Here is a 22,162-nt window from a genome sequence, read left to right on the forward strand (position 1 = left end):
GCACTGCTCGAAACGCCCTGACCTCGGCGTGGCTGCGCTCAATTGGCTGTGCGGCCAACGTTGTCGCTAACAGCACCATCAAGACAATCAAGGGTCTAAGGTTCATTCGGTCGTTTAACGGCCCGCTTTGATGGCGCCATCATCGCCTTCTTGGAAGACCGCCGTCGAGTCGTTGTTAGCTTCTCAGCCAAGTTCCGCTGGAGCAACGCAGGTCTCAGGCGGGCGATTTCGGAGTGCCATGGCGGGTTGGATTTCTTCGTTTGCATGGGCGGAAGAATCCCACACGAAAGGCCTCAGTTCATCGGAACAAGTGCCGCCGGTTCGGTGACGTTCTTCACAGCCTTGCAGTGCGACCTAGATCCGCGCGGGCCTGACTTCGCGAGCTACATCTCAGCGCCTCGGCCTTGGTTTGCGCCCGAGGCCTTACCGCTTGAAGCGCTCGGGCGGCACCGCGCCCGGCACCTTCACTTTTTGCCAGTCCGTAGACCTCACTCCCGGTTGATAGGGCGAGCCCAAGCGCTTGGCCACCAGACCCTCCAGCTTCAGTTCCTTTGCGTGTTCGAACATCTGACGGCCGTGCTCGGCGTCGAAGTCGCCCACGAACAGCACCGAGGGCGGCGCGGGCGACAGTAGGGCCTGCAGCATGGCCTTGCGCTGCTCGACGGCGGCGCCGATGAGGCTGCGGCCGTCCAGAGCCAAAAGGTCGAATGCGCAGTACACCACGGGGTCGGCGCCTTCGTACCAACGCCGGCGTCGCGCTCGGTCCTGCAGGCGGTTGAAGTCCGACCGCCCAAGATCGTCGAGCACGCACACTTCACCGTCGATGACGTGTGGCCCGCCAGACAGGCGCTGCAGGCCGGCCACCAGTTCCGGGAACCACTTTGTTGCTAAAGCGCCGTTGCGCGTGCGTAGCTGAACATCACCTTTAGCGACGCCCGCCATAAGCCGATAGCCGTCCCATTTGATTTCATAGAACCAGCCTGGGCGGCCAAGCGGCGAGGGCTTGTCCTCGCAAAGGAGCATCGGGGCGGGCAGGATCATGGGGCGCTGACGTAATCGAACCCGGAGCCCTTGCACTGCGGGCAGCGAGTCGGGCCGCTGTGAAACTCATAGGTGCCGGTGCCTTCACACTCCGGGCAGGGGATGCGGCCAGCGCCTGCGCCCATGTTCACAACTGGGGTGATGACCTCCAGCGAGCGGAAGTCGTTGGCATAAACCACCATCAACCCCCCGCCTTCCATGTCGGCGCGCCAATCCTCGGCAATGGTGAGTTGCCGCAGGCGCTCCAACTGCTCCGGCGTGAGGCCGGAATAGTCCTGCGCGTAGTGCGGTAGGTATTGCAGGGGAACGGGGTCCATCCATCCAGTGTCGCGCAAGCAGGGCTGGCGTGGGGTCCAAAACTAAGTTGTGGGCTGGTTGGCTGTCGAGCTGCGAGCGTTTGGCATACGCGCAAGGTACGGGCCTCCCTCGTCTTACCCTAGTGGACAGCGAGAGAGGGGAGACCGTAGGGGATGAAGCATTTGGTTGGCAGAGTAGCCTGGCGTATGTCCACGCCTACCCGCCACACCACAGTGACCGCACAGTCAGCCGGGTGTTCTTCTACGACCATCATCACGGGCCAGCCGGCCGGCAGCGTCAAGAGACTGCCAACAGAATAGGTGGTCGGGAAAAGTGCGGTCACAGCGGGTCGGAAAGCGAATTGCCAATGCTTTGAGTCTCTACCAAATGCCTCAGGCGTGCAATCAGGCTGGTGCCCGTTGGACAGTGATAGGCACTCGCTGCATCGAAGACGGTTTCGCCGATCCAAAGTGGAAGTTGAAAGTAGTGGACTCGAGGAAACATAAAGAAATCCTTGGCAGTTCCATCGTCGTTCATGCGCATCAAAATCATTTGATCGAAGTCAAAGCCGGGAGCGCGCTTTGCGAGTCTGGCCTTCAACCCGGTCTTGTGGTGAGCTTGCCAGACCAGATCGACACCAACCTTGAGGCAACGATTTACCAGCAGATGGCGAGCGCCCTTGACGTACGTCACTGGCACCCCTTCAAGATTAAGCCATGCGGCGACATCGCCCCGGAACGCAGAGGCAATGGCCATGGATCGATGCTGGGCGGTTGTTCTACGCTGAAGCCACGCAAGCGGATCAATTCCAATTAGTGCGTATGCTGCAGCCATGGAACCGAATGCCCTTCTATAGGTGAAAGGGACAGAACAACCGAGACCCGGAAGGTCGATTTCAGTCGCATCCGGCTTCTTTTCAAATGCCTTGCGCAGATCATCGAGCAGCTGCTGATGGCCTTTCTTGGGCCAGAAACCCTTACTTATCTTTCGCTGCGTCTTTTCCCATTGGTTGATTGAAATAATCGCAGGAATGCCCCCGTTGTTACGCACCGGCTCATAATGACCCGTCGCCGCGCCGGCTGCGTGCACATCAGCACTTCGTCCCCATACAAAATTTCCGGCGAACGTCTCGCACGTCAGTAGATCGCGAACTATTCTGTGAGTAAATATCTTGGAGTTTCGGTTCGTGAGCCCTTCGCGATTCAGGAGGTTCACCAAGCCTGAGATTGACATTTCGGGGTCGGCATATAGTCGGAATATTCGCCTCACCAATGCGACTTCATGGCTGGGGCCGAGCACCCAACGTACTCTGTCCGATGGCATTGGCTTCCTCTCGCCAAAGCCCAGAATGCCCTTCATTTCGCCTTCGCGCGACACCACTTGCCGCCTGTAGCCAATGGCAGGCGTACTGCCAAGCGAAAATCCCATTTGGACGACTCGCCTCTGTCCGGCCCGGGTCTTGACCGCAAGTTCTCGACTGTACTCCGCTGCCATAGCCCGCTTGAGGCCTTTGATTACGGTTGCCATAGGAGAGGTAGGGTCCCCGAACGCTTCAGCGACGTAGATCACCTCCACGCCATTGAGTCTGCACAGGTAATCGTAATATGCAGATGCGTCCGTGTTTTGAAACCGACCCCATCGGCTTATGTCGTACACGAGGACTTGCGAGAACGCGCAATCTTTCTCTGCAATGTCGCGCAGGAGTCCAAGCATTCCCTTCCGGTTTCGAATGACCAGTCCACTTCTTCCGGAATCCTCGTAAGTGGCGACCACTTCTAGCTTTTGCTCCACAGCATATTTCCTGATCGCGGCCCGTTGAATGCCGATAGAAAGGTCCTGCTGGTCCGTGGACATTCTCAAATACTCTGCCGCTCTTCGCGCGCGAGGTGGATTTGAATGGGCCATGGGGCAGCGTGTTCTTCTTCGACTAGAAGCGCTATAGGTCTCATGGCTGATGGCGGCCCATTGGCGCACGAGGCATTGAATTTCAAGCAGATTGCCCTGCTCAACAGGACTGGGGTGGTTATGCTGGCAAGCGCCTGCATACGTCCTGCGATGCAGAGGTCAGCGAAGCATCCCGCGTGGCCGGCCGATTTCTCTTGAAAGCGCTGCCATGATTAAAAGATGCAATGCCGCCCAGTACATCCGGATGTCTACCGACAAGCAGGATTTGTCGCCTCAGATCCAAAAGGCGGCGATTGAGTCTTATGCGCGGAAGTGTGGGCTGGACATCTTGGTGACTTATGAGGACGACGGCCGCAGCGGTGTGCACCTTTCAAACCGGCCAGCTCTCACGCAGCTTATCAAGGATGTAACGACCAGCCCATCGTTTGGTGTGGTGTTGGTCTATGACGTCAGCCGGTGGGGACGCTTTCAAAATGCCGATGCGTCTGCCTACTACGAATACCACTGCATTCTTCATGGAGTGCAGGTGATCTACGTGGCCGAGACATTTGCGAATGACCACACCCCAATGAGTGCACTTGTGAAGAGCATGAAGCGCACCATGGCAGCAGAGTACAGCCGGGAGCTTGCGACCAAGGTCGTGGCAGGTCAGAGGCGGGTGATAGACATGGGCTTCGTGATGGGACCGCCTCCATCGCTAGGGTATAGGCGACAATCCGTGTCCGCGGATGGTTCCACCCGAACCGAGCTTCGTTGGGGGCAGAGAAAGGGCGCGCTTACGGATCGAGTCGAATGGGTCTTGGGGCCTGATCCCGAAGTCGCTCTCGTGCGAACAATCTTCTCGCGGTACGCCGCTGGGCATTCTGTTCGGGATATTGTGGCGTCGCTGCTCAAGGAGGGCTGCCATGACCAGGCGGGGCGGCCCATTAGCCTGTATCACATTCGGCATCTCTTGCGAAACGAGGCTGTGATTGGGATCTTTGTTTGGGGCAGGCCTCATGCCGAAAGCAGAATGCGCTTGGTTGAGGGAGAGCGCATGCGCGTGGCTGGACGTGTGCCTCAAATCGTCGATGATGCGACGTGGGAGCTTGTGCAAAATCGACTGCGAGGTTCTATTCCAAAGAAGCGAAGTCTCGAAGAGATGATCCAGGATCTGGAGAAGGCGCTATCGCGAAACCCTAGCCTCCGCAGCGCCGATCTGGGTGCCGAAGGGTGCGCCCCGCTGTCAGCATATAAGAACTGCTTCGGCACATGGCAGCACGCACTAATGGCCGCTGGTGCCGATCCTTCCGTTGTCGCGGCAAATCTCGCTGAGCGTCGGCGCGTTTGTCGTAACCTTGTTTATGTGATCGGCCATGCGCTTCTGGAGGCACTTGCGGCGGCGAAGGTGCAGGCTTCATTCAGTGGCCGTACGAACATTCTGAAAATTTTGGGGTATTCGATTCGCGTGCGCCTTGCGTGGCAGGTCGTACGCCCATGCGGCCGAAGCATGTGGGAAATTGAGAATCACTCAAACTTGCCTAGCGTCTCGCATACGCTCTATGTGAGGGTGGACAAGCTCCTGAGTCCGAGGGACTATTTGTTGGTCAGGTCTGGTAACTCATCGCAGCCGTTGCCCTCGTGGGTGCCGACGCTCGTCCCGCAAGCGTTGCAAAAATTCCATTCGCCCACGATGCGGAAATTGGTTAAGAGGCTCAAGAGTCTCGCCTAGAGTGGGGAGGAGGAAATTCCCTGCTCCGATGCGACAATTCAACGTTCAAACCTCGATCAGCCAGGCTCGCGCATCTTCGACGGATGTAAAAGTCCTTAAGGCCAAGCCCATCTTTGGATGCGTAGTAGCGTCGGCTGGGGTAGAACGGCGGATTCGAAGCAACACCGAACAGCCTGCACGCCCGGCCATGAAGGCAAAATGAGCCACCCGCTGAAGGGAGAGCACCATGCCCAGAGAGTTGAAGTCGGCAGAGGAAATCCAAGCAGAAGTGCGCCGACTCCTGCACGAGACTGAAGCTGTGCGCCACGATAAGGCCGAAATCGGCGTGCCGGCGGTCACCGCTCTCGCCGAACTCGATGCCACAGGCTGCAACTGGTCAATGATGTACTTCCGAAATGCCAGAGGCTACAGCAACGAATGCGCCTGGGCCATCATGCAGGTCCAGACTAAGTGCAATTTGCGAGACGATTGAGTGCTCGGCTTTCACCACGATTTTCAGGAGACCAGCGATGGGCGACGAAAACGAAACCATGGTCGTGGAGGTGGTGGAGGGCAAGAGCGGAGAACTTGAGCACACGGCCGCTGACGGGAAAAAGCGCACGTACTATCCCAGCTACCAAAACTGGGTCGAGTTGGAGGAGCTTGGAGTGTGGCAACACCTCCGTGAGCCGGAACAGAAAGGCGACCAGCCTCGATTAGTTACGCAGCTTCGCGGCGAGGCTTGCCTAGACGATTACGACATTTCTGTGATCGGCGAGCCGGATAACAAGGCTCGACGCCTGCGCTTTACCTTGGAAGCTGGCGACGTTGACCCCGCCCTCGCCGAGTCCGACAGCCGCTCCCGCATCTCACTCAGCAAGCCATTAGGTGGCGCCCGGCTTGGATTCAGCCGCGCTGATTGGGAAATCGGGAACCAGGATGAGTGGTGGCTAAGCTGTCAACTACCGGATCACACGATCACCGCCTTGCGTGACGCGATTGCGGCGGGCAGGCTGCGTACCGTGAAGCTCGGGGTTCGGATGCAAGACTTGTACACAACAGACCATCCTCTTGCCCCAGCCTCATCCAAGTCTCACCTCTACCTGCGGCCCAGTCGCAGCGGCAAGAGCATCGAATGGCCAGAAATGGCATATGGGTACGTCATTCAATTCGCCATGGAATTGTCGCGTGTGGACATGCGGCCCGTGGAGCTTGACCAAGACAATCCGGACCATGATCACATGGAGGTTCGCAAAGCACCCCCGGACCAAGTGGCACTTGCGCTTGGTGTGCTAACCGACAGTGTTCTGTCCCTGCGCTCGACGCTGAAATGGGTGGGCGGGATCGCGGTTGCGTGCTTGGTCGTCCTCGCATTGAAGTGATGACGCGTGTACCGCTGCTTCCGAAATAACCACCTGAGCTCAGGAATGGTCCACTTGGCGCGGAACATCCACCACTGGAGCTTCTCGAGACCTCCCGCCGATTTGATCAGGTAGTCCTGATGCCCTGTTTTCTCGCTGTTCTATCAGGCACGTCACAGGGATTCGCGCTGCCCCTTTAAAGCCCGCGCGAGGTCCCTCAGCATGCTCCGCGTCCCGCCCTTCCAGCCATTGCGACTAACCCTGCTTTTTCCTTCTGGGGTTTTCGGGCCGCTGGATCGTTCCCACGGCTTCCACTTTTGAATTGCCTCGCGCTGGCGCTGTCGCTGCTCCTGCGTCCAAGATCGTGCCGCCATGTTGTTTGTCCTCTAAAAGTTTGGTTTGCTCATTTTTCTTTTCCCCGTGCGTGGGCGTGGCCTGTTCACCGTCCTTTTTATGGACTCCGAAAACCCCGTTGTTGACCTGTTGCGGCCCGCTAGAGATGTTGGCCTGCTTGGCGAACACGACCGGTGGGTTCTTGATGGCGGCGAGAGTCTCTAACGTGGCACGGCACTGCCCTTGAGCCTTTAGGGCAAGCCGCATGTAGCGTTCAGTCGCGTCCATGTATTCGCCCATGTTCATTGCGGCTCGGCGCGCTAGTTCGGCAAAGATTGAGTTCAACGAAACGGCCTGCGCATTTAGCATCTGCTCTGCTGCCCTTAGGTCGCCATCGTTCACTGCCTGCCCGGCATCCCGCAGACTGGCCACCATGTCCGTCAGAGATAGCTCCCCATGCTCGGCCTGGGAGAACTTCACTACGAGGCCCGCATTGGTCGCGAGTCCAGCGGCGGCCATGTCGGTGACCGCTTTGTCCATGGTGATGCCAGGCGGGACAACCATGTCCAGTCGCCTGCTCTTGGGTGTTTCCGGTTTGGCCGGCGCCGTGCTGACTGCCTTTTTCTTAGACGAACCTTGCCCTTGATTTCCCTTGATTGTTTTCATGCCTTCGCCTCCTGCAAGGCCGCCAGCCTGCGTAAGCTTTCATCGCGCTCCGTCATAGTCCGCGCGACTTCTTCCGGGTTGAACTTCGCGCCCCAGATTGAAGCGCCTTGCCGGTAGTTGTTGAGAATCTCCGCACCTGGGGCGATGTCCTCCAGTGCCACCCATTCGAGGTCTCCGTTTTCCAGTAGTCGAAACTCGGTGTTCGGCCAGGGCGAGTGATTGGCGTAGCGACCCAGCCAAGTCCGTTTGCCGTCAATGCGTGCTGGTCCGATGACTTCGCCTGACTCAATCGCGCGGTCGGTGAATAACCCTTGGCCTTGTATCGGCGAAGGCGCGAGGCGTAGATGCTCATAGCCGGGCGGCATGGGGCATTGGTCTGCGGTGTTGTGCACCACGGCGGCGACCCTTTCCGCGTCCCATCCGACCTCAGCCAGCACTCTTAAGTAGTCGCGACGGATGATTTCAAGCAGCGTCATGCTTTGGCCCTCGACTTCCAAGTCAGTCATATGTCACCTCAATATGTGTGGGCGAAGGTGTCGCACCGTTGCAGAATTCGCGGTAGCCAGGCGTCACGTACTGCGCAAGCGCGGGGCCGGCAATGGCGGCACTCCACGCACAAGACCCGGTCATCACCTTCGAAGTCGCGGGCTGCAAGGCGTTCTGCCAAGGCCTCGGCATCCGGCAGCTTGAGATCCTCAAAGCGGCGCAGGCGGCGCTCAAAGGTGGCAACGGATTCGTCGTCCCAGCAGGCCACGCCAAGCGGTGGCTCGGTAGTGGTGGTGGTTGCTAAAGCAGCTAATTTGCTAATCGGTTCGGCGGTGCTTTCGGCGGCCGGTGTTAGCCGATTAGCAGCGTTAGCAGCGGCGGCAGCTTTCAAGTGCGCAAACTTGAACGTCATAGCCGCACCTCCCACGCCTCAGTGCGCTGACGCCCGTCCCACTCGATAGGGTCTAGCGTCGGGCGCACGCAGTAGTGGTCACTAAGCACCGCCATGGTCTCCCGCATCACCTTGGCCTGGCGCAGCTTGCCGGGGCCGTACTGCGTCAGTTCTGCCAAACACACCACGCGGTTGCCGCGCTTCACCAGCCAGTCCCAGAGGAGCACTGCGCGGTCGGTGCCTTCACGTTGGGGCTGAGCGCCCGACAGGCGAATGGCCTCCCCGATGTACCACTGCAAGACCTCTGCGGCGCTCGTCATCGCCTGGTTGGTGATGAATGTGGCGTCTGGGTTGTGTACCAGCGCGAGGACACCGGCCACGCGGGCAACCTGTTCGGCCAGCTTTGACGCAAAGCCGCGGACGTTTGCGAGCACCGTGGGGATAGACCCCTCGATGTCGTCATGGAGGGCGATCCATTGATTGCGGGCGTCCTCGTCCAACGTCAACGGGCGAGGTGTCAGTTCGCCCATCTCGTTCGTAGCCCAAGCCGGCTGCAACAGCTTTTCCATGGCCGCAAGGTAGGCGATGTACTCGGGCGTCGCATCGGGCCGCTCGTCTTTGAAGAAGCGGGTTCCCGCCGTCGATGCCGGGTAGCCGACCAAGCACCGCGAAAACAGCCCCTGGTCGCGCAATACCGGGTTCCCTAACCAGGTGAACGCCGCACGCGGCTGCACCATCAGATGGAGGGCCACGCGGCGGCCGTAGAGCTTGTGAGCTCCATCGCCAGCGCGCACGCGATCAAGGGCGCCGCCATCCCACATGAGCGACAGTCCCGCCGCCGTTCTGAGTTGGTTGTCCTCGGACATGCCATGGCCGCCCATGAACCGACCGCCTTCCGATGAAAAAATGCCGACCGACTGGAGCCCGCGCTCCAGCAGTTTCGACATTCCCTCCACGGTCGGGTCGCTGGCCATGAACACGGCTTTCCGTGGTTCGTCGGTCGTTTCCTTGTCGGCCTTCGGCAGCGCCTTGAACTCTGCCATCTCGGTGACATACGCGTCGTGCTTGGCCTTCTCAAATGCCGCGTGGGGGCGCAGCACCAGGCTGTCCACGGCGCTCTTGCGCTCACCTGACTCCGCCACCGACACCACGAACAGTGAGAGCGGGCTCACTGCGCCATGGGGAAGGACAACGTCAGCGTGTGCTTGGGCAGCAAGGCTGGCCGCTGCTAGCAGGCTGCCACCAATGATGGCGTCAGGCGCCTGAGTTGTGCGCAGCAGGACCGTCGCGCAGTCCCTCATTGCCTTGGGGAACGCCGCCAAAGGGAAGGGCGCCGGCTCTCCCAGCGCACTCACCAGCGGCAGCATGTCGTCCGGCCATGTTTCGGCCACTGGGGCTTCAAACGGCTCAGCAATGACTTGGGCGTCGGTCTTGCTCACAACCGCTGCTCCTTTGCTCTGGAGTTCATCAGTACGTCTGCCCAGTCCTCGCCGACATTTCTTGGCGTGAGGATCCGGCAGTCGAGGCCTGCTTGGTGCGCCCTGGTGGCCAACTTTGCACCGGCGATTTGTCCGGCGCCGTTCTCGTCGTTGTCCGTGTAGATGAGCAGGTTTTCGATACTTCGGTGCCAAACGTAGCCGCGCATTAGTGAGGCACTCGTCGCGGCCTCGACGGGCACGCCGTTCAGCACGAAGCATGCAACCGCTGTTTCAAGTCCCTCCGCAATGGCGATGGTCCGAAGGCCATTGCACACGCGAGGCTTAAACAGCTTGATGCTGCTGCCCACGAGGGGCGCGCTAGCCATGGTAAGTTTCTTGGGGTTTCCCACACGGGCCTTTCCGCCCATGGGATCGAGGTACGTGCGATGGATCGCAACCGCCTCATCGTTCACGTCGGTGACGCGCGACAAGATCGCGGGGAAGTAGCCGATGAGGACACGATCCTCAAAGTACGGCGCGGCCTTGTGAAACCGGAGTACGCGATCCTTGTTCCCGCCGTGGAAGTAGACGTGGCGACTGTGCAGATATTTTCCGCCCAGGTCATGTTGGGTGAGAGGATCGGCCGAATCGAAGAACGCCGCGTTGTCAGCTTTTGCGTGCGTCCTCATCTCTGCTTCTTCAAGGCGCTGCTGTTCTTGCAATCGAGCCGCCTTCGCCACAATTCGGCGCGCTTCGCCTGGGCTACGAACAGGCCCGTTCGCTGCCACGTACTGCTTGAAGTCCGCCCTGAAGTCCCCGACCACCGCTGCCCCATCCGGAAAGAGGCGAATCCAGCCGCTCTTGCTGTGGCGCTTGGACGGGTCGGTCGCGAAGCGGGTGATGCGGTGCGTGTCGAAGTCAGCGGGGCAGCATCCCGGCCAAAGTCGCTCGATCAAGGTTCTGATGTGGGTGAAGCTCATGCTGCCTCCAGATGAAGGCGGCGAACGAGCCACGAGGCCCAGTTCATCGGCAGGTATCCGGTTAGTGCTGCGAAGACGATGGCGCACTTGACGCGGCCGGCTACGCTGGCACAATAGAGGCTTGAGTTTTCATTGGAAGCCGCTTTTCGGGTTGCACCCCGGAGCGGCTTCAGTTTTTTCGCAGACATGAGTTTTCCTTCCTGGCGTCTATGCGCCTGGTGGGTTGAGATGCGATTCGGAGGTCTGGGCGTCAGGTCTTGCGGTTGGTGATCTCCTTGGTCAGACGCCGCACAGGCGGCGAAGCTCCGCCACCGGCCATGCCAAGCGGCCGTTGATACGGGAGGGTTTGATGGGACCTGAATCGAAGCAGGCCCAACTACGGAGCGTCTGGGGCCTGCGATTCAGGTAGTACGCCGCCGCGTCGGTATCGACGGCGGGACGCGTCACCGCCTCAAGCGGCGGATACGTAGCAATGTTGGGTTCGCGTTTCTCCCAGTGGCCCAGCGTGGCCGGGCCCTGGAGTTCTGCGACAGCTTCGGTTTCCATTCATCACCTTTCTTGCCAATTGCTCGGCGTTGAGGTGATTTCAAACCCGGGTGTGTCCTCCCCCGCAACTGTCCCCTGTTCCCTTCTTGGGGGGATACCTCACTCAGCTCCCAGAACGAGCTTCAACCGGCGCAGCTCCTCCCACGCCTTCTCGAAGGACTTTTCCGTGAAGAGCAAGGAGCCGTCGGTGAAGCGCTCGCGCTCCTTCAACAAGGCGCTCTTGCACGCCGCCTTCGCGCCTGCCCTTCCGGCTTTGCGTTCGGGAAGATCAGCCGGATCATGGCCCTGGCTGCGCAGCCGTTCCAAGATGCGATCACGCTGGCGTGCCGACTTCTTTCCTGCTTGCTCAGGCAATTCCGTCCTTGGCAGATCGTCGCTCTCCGCGGCCAGGATCTTGCTGAACGTGTAGCCGGTGACCTTCCATTCCTTAGTCACCAGATCGTCCACGTCGGTGGCGTAGACGACGTTCAGCCACGACCTGATGATGTCCTGTGACGTGATCGGAATTTCCGTCAGAGGATGTCGCACGGTCAAACGACCTTGGAAGAACGCCGATTCAAGCTTCTTGCGCATCTCGCCGCCATCGACCCTGAGGTGAGCGGCAAGGATCTGCGCGGCCTCGGCGACGGTGAAGTGGCCTTTTGCTTGTCGCTCGTCCACCTCGCGCGCCATCGCCTCGAACTCCTCGTCTGACGCCATGAAGGTGGAGATCGCGCCTGCCAGCTCCACCGTGCGCTGCTTCATGCCGCCGAATTCAATCGGGGGCGCGTCGCGCTTCTGCTTCGCGTGGACGGCTCGCTCGAAGCCGCGTTCAACGGTCTGGCGATTTGCCTTTGCCCATTGCAGCCAGTTCTCGGGGCTCTCGCGCTCGCGGTCGTGCGCTGCGGCGAGGCGCTCAATCTTCTGGCATTCAGCAATTGCACGAGAGGCGTCGTTTCGATTCGGCCGCTCCTTCAGCGTCTTGAACACATCAGGATCGAGGCCGCAAAGCAACCTCGCGGCCTCGGCAGCGCTGAGCGTGGGCATGTTCAGCACCCAATACTCCCAATCTATGGGTTTGCCGTTGTGCACTGACTCTCCGAACCACTGGACAAATTCGTTCTCCGCTTCCTTGTCTGGCACCACAACGAATTGCAGCCCTGCATCGGTCAGCGGCTTACACGCATTGAGGTCGTCAACCCAAAAAACATCGTGATCAATCTTGAGAAGTAGCCAGTCCTGCTCCTCCAGCGAGTCGAAGTCGTGGCCTTTAATCAGTCGCTGATCGCAAAGTTCGCGCAGACGCGACTCCCACGCGAGCATTGCGGCGCCCATCGCCTCCTCATAAGGAGTGCCTGAGTCCTCGCTTTGCTTCCTCGCACTGATCGCCGCCTTCGCTATGGCATGGACCAAGAGGCCAAGAGAAAGGTAGGGATGGGTCATTTCGACGAGGACGGTCACATGCACTCCTTCAAGTCTTCCGGGCCCGGCTACAACCGTTATAGCCGCAGCCGGTTGTAAAGCCTACGCGGCGATGCTCGCTCGGCGGCATGTAGGCGTCAATGGGTATATCGAGGTCATTCGCCAGTGGCGGCGCGTCGTCGCTGTCGTCCAGCGGTTGCAGGTTCGCGTCGTCAAGAACCCCGCTTTGAGTCGGTGCGCAAGGCGTTCCATCGGTGTGGCGGTATTGCAGTGGCCGGCCCAATGACGTGACGATCCACGGCTTGCGGAAGCCTGTCCACTGGCAGCCGTCGTACTCGCGCGGGAAGAAGTAGGGGGCCTTGACGATGACGATCACTCCTTCGTTTGCGCCATCGACTACTCGTGCGCGCTGCCCAGGTTAACTTTGGACTTTTTATGGAGAACACGATTCGGATTCACTTCACCCTTCAAGGCCAGGTGCCGCGCGTGCCGGGCAGCACAAATCTGCGAACGATTCACAACGACGGCCCCGATCACAAGCTAATCACGGCTGGCGACGAGGACGACTTCAAGTATTGGATAGAGCACCTTGACGCAGCCCGCGTGCCTTATGAGGTAGCCGTGTAACGAAAATGGAGTCTGGCGGGGGTCTGCGTGATGTGGATCCCCGCCTTGCTGGATGCCGGCAGCGCAGTACAGTTGGCACATGAACAAGGGCGAGAAATCTCGTGCCCAATGGAGGACGCCTTGAGCGAGGACAAGAAGGGATTTGACCTAAACCAGTTCGCCAAGCCCATTGCGAAGATGGAGACTGGCCAGGGCAAGGTTTACCTGTATCAGGCGGACGAGAACGTGCGCAAGTTGCATCGCGAACTCGTTGCCCAGCCGGCCGAGGCTAGGGCTCTCAAGACCTTCAGGAGGATCACTAGTCAGGAAGTCCGACAAGGGTTGAGCGACCAAGTCGTACCTTTGCCAGACGCGGTGTTCGGTGGCCTAGCAGAGTCGGAAATCGCGCAACTCGCCGAGCTATTTCGGATCAATAGATACAAGCGCCGAGTGAAGTCGGACAAGCCTCTTGCGACATTCGAGCCGAAGCGCAGCGATGAATCTGCGCTTGCATTTTTCGACCGCATACTCGACGCCGACATTCAAGAAGGCGACGCCGAAGCGCGAGAGCAGCACAAGAAGCTGCTGGATATGCTTCAGACCCCCGCCAACAAGATTCTTGAGCAACTGAACGCAAGCAGTGATCGCTTGGGTGGTACGCTGAGCAAGTACGAGAGCCTAGCGACCTTAGAGATTCCGCCTATGCGCGACTTCGCGGGCGAGCAATTTAGCCAGATGGCGAAGGAACGCCGCGAGGATCGCGTGGTTGCACGTCTCACTGCCGACATGACAAAGCAATCGGCTGAAATGTTGCGGGATTTGGTCGAGGCTGCCGGCACGTTCCTAGTGCGATTCGATCAGCGGGATGCGAAATCTGATCGTCAGATAAACATTCAACTCTGGGTCGCGGTCGTGTCCCTGATCCTCTCCGTTGTTCTTTCCGGCGTCGGCGCCTGGTACGCGCGCGCCGCCTACTACCAGGACGAAGCGAAGAACAAAGCAGACGACACGGCCGCGAAAGCAACTGCAGAACGGGACACCCGGATCGACACAATCTTGCAACAGAACGCCAAGATCATTGAGGAGTTGCAGAAGCAAAAGGCGTCGTCGGCACCAGTGCGCGCGACGCGCTGATGCGGCTCTCACCTGATCAAGCGCTCATGCCCCGGAAGTGAGCACATGGGCCAAGGCGGCCTTGCCGAGGGCCTTCACTGCCTCGAAGCTCAATTCGATGCCCTTCGTCTTTGCCGTTTTTTTTACTTCATCCCAGATCGGCTTGCTACGTAGCGTGTCAAGCAACTCGTGCCCCTCCCAAGTCAGCGCAGGATTCAACAGCGCCTCTCGGCTCAAGTCGGTCGCATCGAACCCTGTGAGAAAGCCCGATTTCCACAGCAAAATCGCATGCTGCGCCTTAATCGAAAACTCATCGGGACTGACCTCGTATTCCAAGCTTTCTGGATCCCCAATATCGTGTTCCTCGACCTCGGCGAGCACGTCGCGGATCACGTCCCAATCGCGTTTCATTTGTTTGCTCCATTAATCAGGCGAAGCGTCCGCTCACCTTGGTCAAAAGTGATGTCAGCCTCAACCAGAATCCAAGCTTCAATCTTGACATGCCAACTGCGCAGGAGGTCGAGCGGTCGCCGAATGTAGTTCTGTTCGCGAACACCCTGCGGCGCGTGCCCTTGGATTTGTGCGCTAATGCCGGCGGGCACTTCAATCCACTCCGACAAGGACGCGAACGACCGGCGCAGCCCATGCAGCGTGAGGCCGTCGAGTCCCGCCACCTGGCACGCTTGGCGATGCGCAATGCTCGGCTCCGTCAACCGGCCAGATTTGCTCGCCGGGCTACTGAACACCCACTCGTTTCGCTTCGGCAGTGCGGAAAGGAGGCTGGCCACGTAGGGGGTCAGCGGCACCATGCGGCTATCCTCGACTTTGTCCTTGAGGGACATTCCGTGCCACAGAAAGTTCACATCGGCCCAGCGCAACGCTGCGAGCTCCTCGCGCCTTGCGCCCGTCAGGAGGAGCGCCTGTAGGTACGCCGCAATCACCGGATTCGGAATCTGTTGCACCGCGCTGAACCATGCCTTGAGTTGCTCGCGCTGCAGCACGTCGTGCTTGACCTTAGGCGCGCCGGCTTTTTCGCGAATCTTCTTGCCGCTCGCGGCGGTTGCATCGACTGCGTCTCGATAGGCGGGCTCTGCAGCGCACCAGCGTAAAAAGGCCTTGAGCAAGCGCAGCGCAAGACGGACGCGGGCGGGGCGCTTTGGCCCTTCCTTTGCCACCCATGCATCCAGTCGTTCGGCTGTAACCTCGTTTAGGCGCAGGGGCATCAGTTCTGCCAAGGGCCCAGCGACGGTCTCCTTGGCTGTGCTTCGTGTCCTGGGCTTGCCGCCAGTCTGGGCGAGGCGGACATGGTCTGCGTAATGGTGGTCGCTCCAATGCGGCCTGCGCTCGGCCAGGTACACGTCCCACGCGTCTTGAACTTTGGCGGCGCGCATTAGCTGATTAGCGCGATTAGCAACGTCAACTGCTGTTCGCTCGGCGCGAACTTGGCGCGGATCGCGGCCCGAATCGACGAGCGCCTGCAAGCGCGTCGCTTCTTCGCGTGCGCCAGATTGAACGATGGTGCCGCCCTTGCCGGTGCGGTCGCGGCGGTTGTTCAGCGGCCAAACATCGGGGCTGCCGATGGTGATGCGGACTGTCTGGCCGTGAAAGCGGCTCTGGAAGACATATGCCTTTGAGCCGGGCGTGGCGCGCAGGCCCAGGCCGGGCGTATCAGCGTCCCATAGGAACACCTGCGCCTTGTCGGCGGGGCATGAGAAGGCCTCGACGCGCGGCGCGGTGAAACTGATCTTCGCCAACGGCAGCTCCTGTCGTGTAAGCGGCCATGTAAGCACTCTTGGCCGGAATCGATCAACTTTGCTCAACGCCAAAACGGGCGCAAAGCCTTGTCAGGGGCCAATTCTAAGGGGGCAATCAACGCGGACGGACAGAAAGCGATGCAGAAATTTGGGGATTGAAAATCCGCGTGTCGGTGGTTCGATTCCGCCCCAGGCCACCAGAATTCAAGCGCCTCCGCACCTCATCAGGGTCCGGGGGCGTTTCTACAATTCGAGCCACATTTCTACAGTTCCTGGGTCATTGGAACTGGCCGCAGGAGCAAACTGTGGCATGAACATCAAGTCGATCCTCGTCTCTGGCCTTCACCGTGTTTTGTGGGTGGCGCTGCTCGCGTTCGGCTTGGTCCCAACGACGGTAGATGCTTCATCGGTTCCCCAGCCCGCTATCTCCATACTCGTGACGCCTTGGTTCTCGGCCGGGCTCACGGATATACCGAGGTTCACTTGGAGTAGAACCAACCCTGATGCCTTGGTATTCGGTGCCAATGTGTCGCGGTGGCGTGACTACGCCACCCCGGCTGATATGTACTTCGGCGTGTTGACTCCGGACGGCCGTACCCTCTCGTGGCGGCCTGTGCCTGGCAATGTCGCGACTTTGCAGGAAGGACTTTTTCCAGTGGTGCAGGCGACGACTGCCGAGGTAACGGATAGCTATTCGCTGCTGGGCGGATTTCCCCGCTTCCCACTTTCATCCTCGGACCCGACAGGCATCTACTCGGTCTTCGTTCTCGTAGTCCCCGCAGGCTCTGACCCAAGAAATGCGAGCCTTTGGACTGCGGCACAAATGTGGCCGGTCGTTATCACGAACTGATTCGCGCGAACTGATCGAAGCGGCCGGACGCGCTCGCAATGTGGGACCGCAAGCTGGGTCAATGGTTGTCCGACAATCCTTCATTCACTCAGTGTCCATGACTGGAGCTCCGCCAAACCCGGGTACCATCGCTGCCCAACAGGGGAGGGCAGTATGGCTTCTGGTCGATCGAGCACGCCAGCGCGCCAGTGGATGGCGGCGATTTTCATGTCGGCCCTCGTAGCCGCCTGTGGCGGGGGCGATGAGCCCGGCCCGCGCGACGTGGCGACTAAAGCCGCTGCGCTGAAGCCTTCCGCAACTGCCCTGCGGATCTCGCCTACTGCCGCCGCGGAACAGCTTTTGAATGTGGCGGAGGCAAGGTTCCCCTCCTATTTCCCGGGCCACCGGACGACCCTCAGCGCCAGTCCCTTCTCCTACCGCTACTACCCGCAGACCGGCACCTACCTGGGCGTCGTGACGATCGCCAACGCGTCGTTCCAACTGGGCCACGTCTATGTGGCCGGCGCAGGGCTGGGCACCCTGACCAACCCCACAGACATGGGCTCGCTGGAGAACTTCATCAAACCGCTGGAGTGCCCGGGTGGCACGTTTCATACGCCACCCACGGTCAGCGGCACCGCGCTCTTGCCGGTGTGCAACAACGTTTACATCGATCCTTCCGTACCCACGGAGCAGTGGGCTGGGATCATCGACGGCATCAACGTGGCCATTGGCATGAATACCGCTGTGTACGGCGCCCTGATGTCGACCATGCCGGATGTGATCGTGTGCGAGAGCGCAGCGTGCGGAGACTACTTCGCGGGCCCGAGCCGGCGCAATACGACGCTCTATCCCAACACCTACGCCGGCACATACGTGGCGCCTCGGCTGACCGTGGTGCTGACCTCGGCGACCTGGACGCAGAATCCCTATGTGCTGGCGCATGAGTTCTCGCACGTGGAGGTGTCCGTCCGGCTCAATGGGCAGCACGTCCCGGCCTGGTTCGATGAAGGCCTGGCCACCTACCTGGCCGGCGAGCCGATCTGCACCAACGTGACGGGCAAGGGCATCGCCGACCTGCGAACGCTCGACGACGAAGGCGACTGGGTCGCCTATACCGGCTCGGTGGACGCGTTCTTCAAGACCTACTGCCAGGCCGGCGCCGAGGTGGGCGCCTGGGTCCGCGCGCGAGACAGCGCCGCCATCGGCCAGCTGCTGCAGGCCGTGCGCCAGGGGCAGTCCTTTTCAACGCAGTACGGCGCGATGATGACCCAATGATCCGGCGTCCCCGCGACGGTCGCAGAGCTTCTTGAGAAGGTTCTGCGCCGTGCGCGAAAGGAGATATCCCGGGCGATCAATAAATCTTGCTGCAGCTCGCACTCACCGTGGTCATCTGCCCGCCCACCCGCAGCTGCGCAGTCCCGACCAGGTTCGTCCCCGAGATCGTCATGTTGAACGACCCGCCGCTATTGGTCGTTCCGCTGAAGGTCGATCCGACGACCTGGCCCAGGCCGTAGCCGTTCAGGTCCTGGTAGTCCTCGAGCGCCACCACGCCGAACGCAGCGCGTCCATCCGGATAGCCGACCACGGCGATCGCGCCGGTCTTGGGCCCGACGACGCATTGGTACGCGCCGTCGATCACTCCGCCTCCCGCGAAGCAGGCCAGGGGTGCTGCGAGCGCAGCGCTCAGAAGAAGTCGCTTCATCATGTTCCTTTTGAAATTGCAGGAATTCAATTGGCGTGGATGAGCTGCGCACGGATGCGCTGCCCGGCGCGAGTTTAATGAGGCCCCGCGCGCCGCGGCACCCGCAGAATCCCGAATCAACCCCGTTTCGATCCGCACGGAGTGGCCTGCACAGGTACAGTTGAAGCGGAAATCGACCAGCTTTATTCCTCACGTGAGTTCCACTTCGCATCTCAATCCCAACGATGAGGCAGAGCGCCTGCGCCTCTTCATCTCCCGAATTTCCGATTACGCGATCTACATGCTCAGCCCGGAGGGCGTCGTGGCGAGCTGGAACGCGGGCGCCGAGCGCTTCAAGGGCTACACGCCGGAAGAGATCATCGGCCAGCACTTCTCCCGCTTCTACAGCGAGGAAGACCGTGCGGCCGGCATCCCGGCCAAAGCGCTCAAGCAGGCCCGCGAGCAGGGCAAGTTCGAGGCCGAAGGCTGGCGGATGCGCAAGGACGGCACGCGGTTCTGGGCGCACGTCGTCATCGACCCCATCATCGATGAATCCGGCGAACTGGTCGGCTTCGCCAAGATCACGCGCGACGTCACCGACAAGCGCGTCGCCCAGGAGGCGCTTCGCGAAAGCGAGGAGCGCTTCCGGATGCTGGTGCAGGGCGTCACCGATTACGCCATCTACATGCTGTCGCCCACGGGCGTGGTCACCAACTGGAATGCGGGTGCGCGCCGCATCAAGGGCTTCGACGACGGGGAGGTCATCGGCAGCCACTTCTCGCGCTTCTACACCGACGAGGACCGCGAGAAGGGCACGCCGGCCCGCGCACTGGCCGAAGCAACGGCGAACGGCCGCTTCGAGGCCGAAGGCTGGCGCGTGCGCAAGGACGGTACGCGGTTCTGGGCGCACGTGGTGATCGATTCGATCCGCACGGAGTCCGGCGAGCTGGCCGGATTCGCGAAGATCACGCGCGACATCACCGAGCGGCGCCTGGCCGCGCAGGAGCTCGAGAAGGCGCGCGAGGCGATGTTCCAGTCCCAAAAGCTCGAGGCGATCGGCAAGCTCACGGGCGGCGTCGCGCACGACTTCAACAACCTGCTCAGCGTGATCACCAATGGGCTGGACCTGCTGCGCAACTCCGTGAAGGACTCGGGCGCCGTCAATCTCATCAACAGCATGGAAAAAGCCGCGCTGCGCGGCGCTTCGCTCACCAATCAATTGCTCACCTTCGCGCGCCAGCAGCCGGTGTCGCCGGAGCCGCGCCAGCTCAATCGCGTGATCACCGCTTTCGAATCGGTGCTGCGGCGCGCGACGAGGAGCTCGATCAAGTTCGAGCTGGAACTGACGGAATCGCTGCCCACGGTGATGATCGACGTCGCGCTGTTCGAAACCGCGTTGCTGAACCTCGTCGTCAACGCCAACGACGCCACGCTGGACGGCGGGAGCATCCGCGTCGCCACGCAGGTGGACACGCTGGGGGAGGGCGAAGTCGGGAACCTGCCGCAAGGCTCGTACGTCGTGATGTCGGTGCAGGACACGGGCTCCGGGATGCCCGCGGAAGTCGTCGCGCGCGCGGTGGAACCGTTCTTCACCACCAAGCCCGTAGGCAAGGGAACGGGGCTGGGCCTGAGCCAGGTCTACGGGATGGTGCAGCAATGCGGCGGCGACATGAAGATCACCTCGCACGTCGCGCAGGGCACGACGATCTCGCTGTACTTCCCGATCTCGGATGAAGACCCGGTGCAGGAATCGCTGCCGCCGCCGAGCGACAAGGTGCTGATCGTGGACGACCAGCCCGACGTGCTGGAGATGGCCAGCGAGATTTTCCGCTCGCTGGGCTTCCATGTGATCACCGCCACGTCGGGGCGCCAGGCCCTCGAGATCCTCGCGCGCACGCACGACATCCACTTCCTCTTCAGCGACGTCGTGATGCCGGGCCTGAGCGGCATCGAGCTCGGTCTGAAGGCGCAGGAGATCTCGCCCAAGACCAAGGTGCTGCTCGCCTCCGGCTATGCGGCGCCGGCGGGAAGCATGAAGGGTTTCGAGTTCGTCGCGAAGCCCTACCGCATCGCGGACATCCTCAAGAAGCTGCGCCTGCTGGCTTGACGCGGGGCCTTCGCGTTCTGCAGGGCGCACCGCTGGATTTCCCAGCGGGCGCGACCTATGATAGCGCTAGCACAACCTCCCGGCAGCCCGCATGGAAACATCAACCACCTACCCCCGCGTCGCGATGCTCATCCACGGCGAATGGCAGCACGCCGGGCGCGAAACCATCGAGGTCGTGAATCCGGCGGACGAGTCGGTGATCGGCCACGTGCCGGTGGCGACGGCGGCCGATCTCGACGCCGCCTTGTCGGCTGCGGAGCGCGGTTTCGCCGTCTGGCGCGCGACCGCTCCCGCCGACCGCGCCGCGGTGATGCTCAAGGCGGCGGCCCTGCTGCGCGAGCGGGTCGAGACGCTCGCGCCGCGCATCACCATGGAGCTGGGCAAGACGCTGGACGAGGCGCGCTACGAAGTCCTGCGCGCCGCCGACATCCTCACCTGGGACGCCGGCGAGGCGATGCGCGCTTACGGCCGCATCATCCCGTCGCGCCCGGGCTGGCGGCACATGGTGCTGCGCCAGCCCATCGGCGTCGTCGCGGCCTTCACGCCGTGGAACGCGCCCATCGGCTCGCCCGCGCGCAAAGTCAGCGCGGCGCTGGCCGCCGGGTGCGCGATGGTGATCAAGCCCGCGGAGGAGACGCCGGCCAGCGCATGCGCTTTGGCGGAATGCCTCATGGACGCGGGCCTGCCGCCCGGCGTGCTCAACATCGTGTTCGGCCGGCCCGCGGAGATCTCGCGTCACCTGATCTCCTCGCCGATCGTGCGGCTCGTCACCTTCACCGGCTCGGTGGCGATCGGCAAGCAGCTCACGCAGCTCGCGGGACAGCACATGAAGGCGACGCTGATGGAGCTGGGCGGCCACGCGGCGGTGATCGTCTGCGGCGACGCGGACCCGAAGGCCGTCGCGCGCCTGGCCGTCACGGCCAAGTTCCGCATGGGCGGCCAGGTGTGCGTGTCGCCCACGCGCTTCCTCGTGCAGAAGAACATCTACGGCGCGTTCGTCGATGCCTTCGCGGGCGGCGCGTCCGCGTTGCGCGTGGGCCCCGGCCTGGAGCAGGGCTCGCAGATGGGATCGCTCGTGAACGGGCGCCGGCTGAAGGCCATGCAGGATCTCGTCGGCAACGCTGTGAGCTGCGGCGCGCGCGTGGCGGCAGGCGGCAAGCGCGTCGGCGACCGCGGCTTCTTCTTCCAGCCGACGGTGCTCGCTGACGTGCCCCCAAACGCCGACGCGCTGACGCAGGAACCCTTTGGCCCGCTGGCGCTGGTGATGCCCTTCGACGACCTGGCCGACGCGCTGCGCACCGCGAACCAGCTTGACGTGGGACTCGCGGGCTACGCCTTCACGAATTCACTGGCCAACACCGACCGCATCGCCAACGAGCTGGAGAGCGGGCTGCTGTCGATCAACCACTTCGGCGCCGCGGCTCCTGAAATGCCTTTCGGCGGCGTCAAGGACAGCGGCTTCGGGCGGGAGGGCGGCGCGGAGAGCCTGGACGCGTACACCATCACCAAGATGGTGTCGGTGCGCGCTTCGGTCGAGTGAAGCGAAGCTGAAAA

Annotated in this window: 22 protein-coding genes; 8 read left to right on the plus strand and 14 right to left on the minus strand. The window is 61.3% G+C overall.

Features of this window, described 5'->3' with window-relative positions; all coding sequences use genetic code 11:
• Positions 1-423: 423 nt before the first annotated feature.
• From I5803_RS14935 to I5803_RS14945, 3 genes are all read right to left on the minus strand, one after another.
• Positions 424-1,041 (minus strand): ATP-dependent DNA ligase, encoded by a 618-nt coding sequence (locus tag I5803_RS14935; protein WP_231402428.1) that lies wholly within the window; start codon positions 1,039-1,041, stop codon positions 424-426.
• The gene (locus tag I5803_RS14940) at positions 1,038-1,358 is read right to left on the minus strand and encodes a hypothetical protein (RefSeq protein ID WP_196987125.1); all 321 of its coding nucleotides are present in this window, start codon (positions 1,356-1,358) and stop codon (positions 1,038-1,040) included. Before I5803_RS14940 ends, I5803_RS14935 begins: the two co-directional genes overlap by 4 nt.
• Positions 1,359-1,677: 319 nt before the next feature.
• Entirely contained in the window at positions 1,678-3,243 is a 1,566-nt protein-coding gene (locus I5803_RS14945; protein WP_255553445.1) for a recombinase family protein, read from the minus strand.
• Between the two features lie 208 nt (positions 3,244-3,451).
• Here I5803_RS14945 and I5803_RS14950 point away from each other — a divergent pair, with 208 nt between their 5' ends.
• The 3 genes from I5803_RS14950 to I5803_RS14960 all read left to right on the plus strand — a co-directional run bounded on the left by I5803_RS14950 (position 3,452) and on the right by I5803_RS14960 (position 6,315).
• Complete coding sequence (locus I5803_RS14950) at positions 3,452-4,954, plus strand: recombinase family protein (protein ID WP_255553446.1); 1,503 nt, start codon at positions 3,452-3,454, stop codon at positions 4,952-4,954.
• Between the two features lie 226 nt (positions 4,955-5,180).
• Positions 5,181-5,426, plus strand: coding sequence for a hypothetical protein (locus tag I5803_RS14955; protein ID WP_196987128.1), 246 nt, complete (start codon positions 5,181-5,183; stop codon positions 5,424-5,426).
• Between the two features lie 37 nt (positions 5,427-5,463).
• On the plus strand, positions 5,464-6,315 hold the full coding sequence (locus I5803_RS14960; protein ID WP_196987129.1) for a hypothetical protein: 852 nt from the start codon (positions 5,464-5,466) through the stop codon (positions 6,313-6,315).
• A 234-nt stretch (positions 6,316-6,549) separates the two neighbouring features.
• On the opposite strand, the gene I5803_RS14965 is transcribed toward I5803_RS14960, so the two are convergent.
• The 8 genes from I5803_RS14965 to I5803_RS15000 form a co-directional block, all read right to left on the minus strand.
• Positions 6,550-7,293, minus strand: a complete 744-nt coding sequence (locus I5803_RS14965) for a hypothetical protein (protein ID WP_196987130.1) — start codon at positions 7,291-7,293, stop codon at positions 6,550-6,552.
• On the minus strand, positions 7,290-7,799 hold the full coding sequence (locus I5803_RS14970) for an SET domain-containing protein-lysine N-methyltransferase (protein WP_196987131.1): 510 nt from the start codon (positions 7,797-7,799) through the stop codon (positions 7,290-7,292). The genes I5803_RS14965 and I5803_RS14970 overlap by 4 nt, the downstream gene beginning before the upstream one ends.
• 8 nt (positions 7,800-7,807) lie before the next feature.
• Positions 7,808-8,191 carry a hypothetical protein gene (locus I5803_RS14975; protein ID WP_196987132.1) on the minus strand — a complete coding sequence of 128 codons (384 nt, stop codon included), beginning with the start codon at positions 8,189-8,191 and terminating at the stop codon, positions 7,808-7,810.
• Positions 8,188-9,609 carry a YfjI family protein gene (locus tag I5803_RS14980; protein ID WP_196987133.1) on the minus strand — a complete coding sequence of 474 codons (1,422 nt, stop codon included), beginning with the start codon at positions 9,607-9,609 and terminating at the stop codon, positions 8,188-8,190. Before I5803_RS14980 ends, I5803_RS14975 begins: the two co-directional genes overlap by 4 nt.
• Entirely contained in the window at positions 9,606-10,568 is a 963-nt protein-coding gene (locus I5803_RS14985) for a DUF7146 domain-containing protein (protein WP_196987134.1), read from the minus strand. Before I5803_RS14985 ends, I5803_RS14980 begins: the two co-directional genes overlap by 4 nt.
• Before the next feature lie 279 nt (positions 10,569-10,847).
• Positions 10,848-11,114: a hypothetical protein gene (locus I5803_RS14990; RefSeq protein WP_354001669.1), complete on the minus strand. Its 267-nt coding sequence runs from the start codon at positions 11,112-11,114 to the stop codon at positions 10,848-10,850.
• Between the two features lie 99 nt (positions 11,115-11,213).
• Positions 11,214-12,554, minus strand: a complete 1,341-nt coding sequence (locus I5803_RS14995) for a hypothetical protein (protein ID WP_196987135.1) — start codon at positions 12,552-12,554, stop codon at positions 11,214-11,216.
• Between the two features lie 10 nt (positions 12,555-12,564).
• Positions 12,565-12,891, minus strand: a complete 327-nt coding sequence (locus I5803_RS15000) for a hypothetical protein (RefSeq protein WP_196987136.1) — start codon at positions 12,889-12,891, stop codon at positions 12,565-12,567.
• Positions 12,892-13,262: 371 nt separating this feature from the next.
• Here I5803_RS15000 and I5803_RS15005 point away from each other — a divergent pair, with 371 nt between their 5' ends.
• Positions 13,263-14,255 carry a hypothetical protein gene (locus I5803_RS15005; RefSeq protein ID WP_196987137.1) on the plus strand — a complete coding sequence of 331 codons (993 nt, stop codon included), beginning with the start codon at positions 13,263-13,265 and terminating at the stop codon, positions 14,253-14,255.
• 24 nt (positions 14,256-14,279) lie between these two features.
• Here I5803_RS15005 and I5803_RS15010 read toward each other — a convergent pair whose 3' ends face one another.
• Complete coding sequence (locus I5803_RS15010; protein ID WP_196987138.1) at positions 14,280-14,645, minus strand: DUF2513 domain-containing protein; 366 nt, start codon at positions 14,643-14,645, stop codon at positions 14,280-14,282.
• A complete protein-coding gene (locus I5803_RS15015) occupies positions 14,642-15,988 on the minus strand; it encodes a tyrosine-type recombinase/integrase (protein ID WP_196987139.1) in 1,347 nt (448 codons plus the stop codon). The genes I5803_RS15010 and I5803_RS15015 overlap by 4 nt, the downstream gene beginning before the upstream one ends.
• Positions 15,989-16,298: 310 nt before the next feature.
• On the opposite strand from I5803_RS15015, the gene I5803_RS15020 reads away from it, so the two are divergent.
• Together I5803_RS15020 and I5803_RS15025 are read left to right on the plus strand one after the other, a co-directional pair.
• Positions 16,299-16,838, plus strand: coding sequence for a hypothetical protein (locus I5803_RS15020; protein WP_196987140.1), 540 nt, complete (start codon positions 16,299-16,301; stop codon positions 16,836-16,838).
• A 345-nt stretch (positions 16,839-17,183) separates the two neighbouring features.
• On the plus strand, positions 17,184-18,095 hold the full coding sequence (locus I5803_RS15025; protein WP_196987141.1) for a hypothetical protein: 912 nt from the start codon (positions 17,184-17,186) through the stop codon (positions 18,093-18,095).
• A gap of 76 nt (positions 18,096-18,171) precedes the next feature.
• Here the strand turns inward: I5803_RS15025 and I5803_RS15030 are convergent, their stop codons facing one another.
• The gene (locus tag I5803_RS15030; protein ID WP_196987142.1) at positions 18,172-18,522 is read right to left on the minus strand and encodes a hypothetical protein; all 351 of its coding nucleotides are present in this window, start codon (positions 18,520-18,522) and stop codon (positions 18,172-18,174) included.
• Between the two features lie 193 nt (positions 18,523-18,715).
• On the opposite strand from I5803_RS15030, the gene I5803_RS15035 reads away from it, so the two are divergent.
• Positions 18,716-20,608 (plus strand): hybrid sensor histidine kinase/response regulator, encoded by a 1,893-nt coding sequence (locus I5803_RS15035; RefSeq protein WP_354001670.1) that lies wholly within the window; start codon positions 18,716-18,718, stop codon positions 20,606-20,608.
• 91 nt (positions 20,609-20,699) lie between these two features.
• Entirely contained in the window at positions 20,700-22,148 is a 1,449-nt protein-coding gene (locus I5803_RS15040; protein WP_196987143.1) for an NAD-dependent succinate-semialdehyde dehydrogenase, read from the plus strand.
• The last annotated feature ends 14 nt before the right edge of the window (positions 22,149-22,162 follow it).

This window comes from Caenimonas aquaedulcis (genome assembly GCF_015831345.1).
Taxonomy (GTDB): domain Bacteria; phylum Pseudomonadota; class Gammaproteobacteria; order Burkholderiales; family Burkholderiaceae_C; genus Ramlibacter; species Ramlibacter aquaedulcis.